This is a genomic window from Bradyrhizobium sp. Unk1, assembly GCF_059512345.1.
This window is the reverse complement of sequence record NZ_JCAMOP010000049.1, coordinates 55,324-61,402: the sequence shown is the minus strand read 5'-3', so window position 1 is coordinate 61,402 and position 6,079 is coordinate 55,324. Positions and strand designations below refer to the sequence as shown.

Sequence of the window (6,079 nt, the reverse complement as noted above, 5' to 3'; positions counted from 1 at the left end):
TGTCAGGTTCGTCTCGTCTGCAAGTTTCCGGCTCCGTCGACAGGGCTGGAAAAACTGCGGCGAAATGGCGGGCCGTGCGTACGGCAAAACCGTGTGGTCCTTTCCGCAAGCTCTGTTTTTGGGCCGTTGAGAACGTCGAAAGCCTATGAATATGCAGGCATTTTTTGGCTTTTAGCTGATCGCGACGGGATCGGCCGGAAGCGGCCGGGCCCTATTAGGCCCTAGTTTCACACTGTGCGCCGGTCGGCCCGATTTAAGCGTGTCGTTGAGCCCCTCGGTGTCGCCCCTTCGGTCAGTGCGTTGTCGCGGTTTGCCCCACCTGTTTGTCGCCCCGCGCTACCGGCGCTGCAGTCCCCTACGGGCAGGCTCTTACGCCTTTTGGCGCGCGCTGAGGATGGGTCAACGTGTCGGGTCATTACTCGGGCTCCTCGTCTCTCCCATCGGCAATGATACGCCGAGGAACGATCAGAAGGAGCGGCATGTTGCCCTCAAACCGGCTAGGGCCAATGGGCCCGCGCGGAGCGAGGTCAGGGACCAGATGAACGCGAAGGCTTTGGACGGGGCCGTTCAGATGTTGGTTTGGGCCATCGAGGAGATCAAGGCGACCGGAAACAAAGAGGCTCTGCGCCACGCGCGTTTGGCCTTGAAATACTTGCAGTCCACAGATTAGGACGCGAAAGCGTCTGTGAAGTCGATGGGGAACTCGGCATGATCAATCCGCTGATTATCGGGGCTCTCGCCTTTGCCGTCATCTTGGGGGGAACATTCATCGGCTCGAAGGTCAGAAGCCTTCTCCCAAAGGATCATTTGACTGATGAGACCAAAGGCCTTGTATCTCTATCTATGACCGTAGTCGCCACGATTTCGGCGCTGGTGCTGGGGCTTCTGATCTCAAATGCCAATACGTCGTTCAATCGTTTGGCTGGCGAAGTGACGACCTTGTCGGCGCAAATCTTACGACTGGACCAGATATTGCGCCGATACGGACCTGATACAGACCCCGCCCGAAGGACATTGCGAGAATACGCCGAACACAAGGCTAAAGACCTATTTCCCGACGACCGAAATGTGTACCTCGGCAACCCAACTACCTACGAACTGCTCCAGCGGGTCGAGGACATGTTGCTTGCGTTGAACCCCTCGAACGCTCGCGACCAGTGGTGGTTGGGACAAGCCACGGCTCTTGCGAGCAAGATCGGTGATATACGTTGGTTGCTCGCGCAGCAGTTAGGAGAAGGAACCCCGAAAGCGTTTGTCGCCCTCTTGGTCTTCTGGTTGACCTTGCTGTTCGCGAGTTTCGGGCTACTCGCCCCCCACAATGCAACATCGGCGGTCATCCTAACGCTAGCCGCGTTAGCCGTTGCTGGCGCTGTCGGAATGTTTCTTGAGCTAGAACAGGGCCTGGGAAGCACAATCCGTATCTCGCCGGTGCCAATGCAGAACGCCGTGAAGATATTGCAAGCGCAACAGCTTGAGCCCATCCCTCATTAGCGATCCGGGCGACGCGTGTGCCGTCTCACGGTGCTGATTTGCCCGGGGGGATAGACAGGCTCCCTGTGAATTTCGCAGCCTGTTTGGTCGAGGACCGAGATCAAAAGTCCGGGCGCGTTATTGAAGTGCCGTTGTCGTAGCGATGCCGCAAGGTCCATGCTGTGCCGGACGGCCTCGGCATCAAGCGCAAATCGGTTTTCAAACGGGGCGAGCGCAGACACATCGCTTCTCACATCGAAGTAAAATGTCCGCATGAGAACGCGCGCCTCCGGTTGAGTTGCGGCCCTGCGAAAGCTGATAGAAGGCTTGCCACCCCATACCCATAACACGCGCTATGGGCCGCCACGTCGCTAACTTTTGTTAATTCAATCGCGGTTGCCAAGTGACCTCCGTTTGTTGACTTGGATCAATCGCCGGATGAGCAAGTCGAGAACGCTGCGCTGAGGTGCTCGCCGTTGGTCCGCATCGCATCACCTGCAAAGCCGTCGGATGAAGGCACTCCATTTGAGGAGAACGCCCATGTTTCGATCTGTCCTGGCTTGCCTCGCCGCAGTCATTCTTGTCGGCGCGAGCCTAATCCCTGACGATGCATTCGCTCGCGGAGGCCGTGGAGGAGGCGGCGGCTTTCGTGGTGGCGGTGGGGGGTTTCACGGTGGTGGTTACCGAGGCGGTGCCATGCACGCTGGCCGCTACGGCGGCCGGGCACACGTGGCTAATCGAATGGTGAGGCATCCTTATGCGCGTACAGCGGCGCGTAGAGGGGTCTACCGAGGTGCAGCCTATCGTGGCGGCGTCTATCGTGGCTATCGTGGATACGGCGCTGCGGCCGTTGGAGCAGCAGCGCTGGGTGCCGCCGCCTATGGCAGCGACGGTTACAACAACAACTGCTACTACAATTCCTACGGCGCTTGGGTCTGTCCCGGTCAGTACGGATATTGATGCGGCGACTGGCGCGGCGGCCCGACCAGAATTGTCGCCGCGCCAAAGCCTGTTCCGGTCAGGGTCCTTTGGAGCGCATCGCTCGCGCGGAGTACGCGCGACGGCTCGGTATGAGGATGTTTCCTGCGAAATAATCCGTGGTTGCAGTTGCAGGGAAGCCGGTGGTCCTACTCAATGTTCGCTATGTCCCGATAGCGACCAAATTCCGTATCGCCGCGAAATGACGCGAAGGGCCAACGGACGTTCCTGACCCTATACTCTTGCGCTTCGTCTGCGGCATCCGACACAAACTGCTACCCGGTCGAACCGCCGACTTGAGGACGACAGCAGATACTCCGCAGTTTATGACCATCCTAGGCATTTTCCTTGCGCCACTTCCCCGGGCTAATGCCGATCTGCCGTCTGAAGACCCTGGCGAAATGGCTCTGATCCGCGAAGCCGCAATCTATGGCAATTTCCGAAAGCGACGCCTCGCGGACCGCGAGCATGGTGAGGGCCTTTTCGACACGGCGCTCTTGCAGCCAGCGGTGGGGCGGAACCTGCGCTGATTGCCGAAAGGCCCGCGCAAAATGCGAGACTGTCAATCCGCACTCCTCCGCGAGCCGCTTCAGTGTAACGTCGGAGCTAAGGCTCGCGGACATCAGTTCCTTGGCGCGCCTCTCCTGCCAAGAGGCAAGCCCACCCCTCGCGTGTACTCGCGTCGCCCCCGGCGCGCCATAGCGCTCGACGACGTGAGAGCCCACCGCGTGAAGAATGTGGTCGAGGAACAATCCATCGACGCGATGGTCTCGCTCAAGTGCAAGGAGCAGCGCCGAACCGAGATTGCGGATGATCGCATCGTCGTAGCTCGACCCGAACGTGTATTGAAGCTCACCATCAAACCGCACGCGCTTTTGCTGCGCTATGTCGATGAGCACCGCTCGGGGTAGGTAGAACGGAAGAATGTTGTACCCTGTCCGATGAAAGCCGCGCGGGTCGCGGCGAAGATCAAATAGCCCCGTCGTGCCAGCCTTGAACGGCTCTGTTTTGACTGGATGACCGTCTTGCCACAGCTCGAGGTCCGGCAAACTCTCGATCATCAGGCAAACGTGATAGGCCTCATCACGGGCGACCGAGTGGCTGGGCGCTGACATTGGCGCGTGAGACCTGATCTGGGTCACCGCCAGCACGTCGTGCTTGCGCGTGCGAGTAACGTGGGACCTTGGCTCTCCCTGATGGAAGCGTTCCGCCAGATAGTTTCCATAAGCGCGAGGCCGGTCCACGGCCTCCAGGTTCATCGCACCCATAGCCCAACCTCACTTTTGCCTCTTCCCTGTAACTTGCTCTTTCGTCGGAAAACCGACAACGGAAACTATCGAAACTCATTGTTTCCGGATTTGCGCCGATGCCAAATCAGAAGAGGCGTCGGACCGCAGCGAAGGCTGCTGGTTCAAAACGCCAGAACGAGCATGACCTCCTAAGGAATTGAGAGAAACACGTCCCAAACCAAGCATGGTCGTACAAGTAGCTTGGCGCGCGTGACCCTATCCATCGGGCACGTTCGCTGGTGTGGCGTTCGCTGCACGAAAAAAGCAATTGATGGAGCAAATCACCAATGACGAAGCTACCGAGGCCACTCACCGACGATCGGTGGCTCGTGCTGCTGCGCGCAATCGTCTTTATCGGCTTTGGCGTTCTCGCATTCTTTTGGCGTGGTCCTACGCTGGTTACGCTGACCTTGCTGTGGGGAGCCCATGCCTTGATCGACGGGGTTATCGCCCTCTGGGCCGCTGTTAAGGCTTCCGAGGGCGAGACAAGTCCGCGCTTCTGGTTGGGCCTGAACGGCGTCATGAGCATCCTCACCGCCATCACGACGTTTTACTGCGGCGGCCAAACAACAATGGTGCTCTTGATGTATGAGCGATTTTGGCCGCGACCTTACTTACGTCAACGCGGTGAGGCAACTCGGACAGCATACGCGGCAGCCCTGAAATGGGTGCCGTTGTCGGCACGACAAACCGTCCTGACCAACCAGTTGCTGGCTCTGGTGCATTTGGGTTTCTGAAGCGGAAAGCCGGATGATGTCCGGATTGGGGTCATTGGCGACCGGCTAACCGGGTGGCAACTCCGGGTATCGTCCGCTATGCCGCCGGAAGCGGAAGTGAGCTATCCTGCCGCGACCGCAACAGGAGCGAACACGATGACGGAGGCCGTCACCAATGATCGTCCGCCCGTCGCCAAGCCTGCCCCTCGGCCGCGACCGAGAAAGTCCGCGACCGTCAGCGCATCGGCACTGGCGCTGCACCTTGATTGCAGCCGGGCCTACATCGGCAAGCTCGAAGCCAGCGGCGTGATCGAGCGCGAGCGTGGCGGCTTCCCGCTCGACCAGAGCCGGGTGGCCTATCTGCGGTATCTACGGCGCGAGCGTCCTCAATCACCACGCAGCGAGGCGGACGCCGATCACGTCAGGGCCAAAACGGAGATGCTGCAACTGCGGCTGATGGAGAAGCGGCGCGAACTGGTGCGCCGGGACGATGTCGATGCCCTGATCGATCAGCTCGCGGGCATCACCTTGACGCACCTGTCAGGCATGGCAGCCCGTTGCTCGCGCGACCCGCAGGTGCGGCGCAGCATCGACGCGGTCGTGGATCAAATCCGGCGCGAGCTGGCGGCAGCGGCACTTGCCAAGGCAGACGAGTGGGACGAGCCGCCGCTCGGAGGGCAGGATTGAGGGGCGGTATTCGCGACGCTTGACCGTTCAGTTGTGGTCGCCACGTGACTGGCTGCTATCCGTAGCGGCTTGCCGATGGCTGGGCCTTTGGGCGATCTTCGCGAGCATGGGCACCAAATCTCGCGAGAGCATCTATGGCGCGTCCGTTCGGGCGGCGGCTGAGCAGGCGGCGGAGGCACGCAAGAAAGCCGACCGACTGGCCTGTGAGGCTTGGAACGCACGCATGCGAGGGTTTCAGGGACCGGCGCAGCCCTCGCCGACGCTCGGCGACGCCCTGAACGCCGGTTACGGCTATCTCGAAGTCCGCTGTATCGGCTGCGATACCAGTCAGACGGTCGCCCTGGACATCGTGCGGCGACCGAAGGCGACGCCGATCCACGAGCTGGAGCGGTACATGCGCTGCAAGGATTGCTCGGCGGAGCGGGGCTATCCGTACAAGCGAAGCCACCTCGTGGCGCTCCGGCGCACCAAGATTTCGGCGAGCGATCCACCATCAACGTGGTGGCCTGGAGAGCGGTAGGCCCCTAGGAACTATCGGACGTGCAACTCATTGAGCGGTTATTCATGTAGAGGACCGCTCTGTGAACCACATCGCTGTTATCTTGATCTTACTCGTTAGCGGCTCTTCGCTCGCCTTGGCCCAGAGTGCAGGTGGATCGAGCAGTGGCGGCTCGGGGGCGAGTGGGACTGCGGCCACCGGCTCCACAGGTTATGCGGGCGGCACCCTATCGACCGGGCATAGCATAAGCGGCACTGCGGGGTCCTCCGGTCCCAACGTGGGCAACGCGCTCAACCACGCCGCGACCGGCGGCGACGTGGATGCTTCCTCGGTTACTCAGGCTCCAACCTCGCATGACAACGCGGTGGATACGCCCGCCGCTAATCGCGCCATCAAGAACTTGGGCAACACCGATATCGGCATTCTCAAGAAGTAAGACC

Annotated in this window: 7 protein-coding genes; 6 read left to right on the top strand and 1 reads right to left on the bottom strand. The window is 60.4% G+C overall.

What is annotated here, in order from left to right; genetic code table 11:
• Nucleotides 1-708: 708 nt before the first annotated feature.
• Nucleotides 709-1,491 carry a bestrophin-like domain gene (locus AC5ZFO_RS40135; protein WP_496123584.1) on the top strand — a complete coding sequence of 261 codons (783 nt, stop codon included), beginning with the start codon at nucleotides 709-711 and terminating at the stop codon, nucleotides 1,489-1,491.
• A gap of 720 nt (nucleotides 1,492-2,211) precedes the next feature.
• Entirely contained in the window at nucleotides 2,212-2,430 is a 219-nt protein-coding gene (locus AC5ZFO_RS40130; protein WP_496123583.1) for a hypothetical protein, read from the top strand.
• A gap of 353 nt (nucleotides 2,431-2,783) precedes the next feature.
• Here AC5ZFO_RS40130 and AC5ZFO_RS40125 read toward each other — a convergent pair whose 3' ends face one another.
• Nucleotides 2,784-3,716 carry a helix-turn-helix transcriptional regulator gene (locus AC5ZFO_RS40125; protein ID WP_496123582.1) on the bottom strand — a complete coding sequence of 311 codons (933 nt, stop codon included), beginning with the start codon at nucleotides 3,714-3,716 and terminating at the stop codon, nucleotides 2,784-2,786.
• A 308-nt stretch (nucleotides 3,717-4,024) separates the two neighbouring features.
• On the opposite strand from AC5ZFO_RS40125, the gene AC5ZFO_RS40120 reads away from it, so the two are divergent.
• The 4 genes from AC5ZFO_RS40120 to AC5ZFO_RS40105 all read left to right on the top strand — a co-directional run bounded on the left by AC5ZFO_RS40120 (nucleotide 4,025) and on the right by AC5ZFO_RS40105 (nucleotide 6,075).
• A complete protein-coding gene (locus tag AC5ZFO_RS40120) occupies nucleotides 4,025-4,474 on the top strand; it encodes an HdeD family acid-resistance protein (RefSeq protein ID WP_496123581.1) in 450 nt (149 codons plus the stop codon).
• A 135-nt stretch (nucleotides 4,475-4,609) separates the two neighbouring features.
• Nucleotides 4,610-5,140, top strand: coding sequence for a hypothetical protein (locus AC5ZFO_RS40115; RefSeq protein ID WP_496123580.1), 531 nt, complete (start codon nucleotides 4,610-4,612; stop codon nucleotides 5,138-5,140).
• Between the two features lie 106 nt (nucleotides 5,141-5,246).
• The gene (locus AC5ZFO_RS40110) at nucleotides 5,247-5,660 is read left to right on the top strand and encodes a hypothetical protein (protein WP_496123587.1); all 414 of its coding nucleotides are present in this window, start codon (nucleotides 5,247-5,249) and stop codon (nucleotides 5,658-5,660) included.
• Nucleotides 5,661-5,916: 256 nt separating this feature from the next.
• Nucleotides 5,917-6,075, top strand: a complete 159-nt coding sequence (locus AC5ZFO_RS40105; protein ID WP_496123579.1) for a hypothetical protein — start codon at nucleotides 5,917-5,919, stop codon at nucleotides 6,073-6,075.
• Nucleotides 6,076-6,079 lie beyond the last annotated feature (4 nt).